The sequence below is a fragment of the Staphylococcus sp. 231237_7MaSpsaltlick genome (genome assembly GCF_043107035.1).
Genome location: NZ_JBICNX010000302.1, coordinates 1 through 535 on the forward strand (window position 1 = coordinate 1; position 535 = coordinate 535).

Annotated in this window: 1 pseudogene; it reads right to left on the reverse strand. The window is 30.7% G+C overall.

What is annotated here, in order from left to right:
- Positions 1-324, reverse strand: a pseudogene (locus ACF91D_RS31590) (hypothetical protein); the annotation flags it as partial.
- Positions 325-535: the final 211 nt, after the last annotated feature.

Here is a 535-nt window from a genome sequence, read left to right on the forward strand (position 1 = left end):
GTCATAAGTTTTATTGCTTATACTTCGTTCATTTCTACCATCGCCAGCAATAATTTTGTCGTTGAGTTTTTTGATTTGATATTGTTTAGTTTCATATAATTCTTCCGGATATGGTTGTGCCATTTTATACAAAATCTTATTATCGTAATGATTGTTGTTGTAACCAACTAATGTTTTACCTTGTATGAATTCGCTTAGCCCTTCGAATCCATCTTTATTAGAAAAGAATCCAACAGTATTTTTATCAATATCCTTAAATACTGCAAAACTGTTATACTTGTATACCTCTATATCGTAAAATAATAAGTCTTCATTATTAATCATGTGTGTGATCCTCCGTATTTTCAAAAATAAATAGCGGGACTTTCACCCGCTGTGTTCTGTTGCATTATTTTCTGTTCGGAATGTTTTTAATTTCCGCATAAGCAAATTTGTTAAATGCGACTTTTACTTCAACAGTAATGTTCTGACCAATTAATTCATCTTTACGTTCAACCGGCACATTGAATTTCTTTTCAAACTGTTCATATTTCTT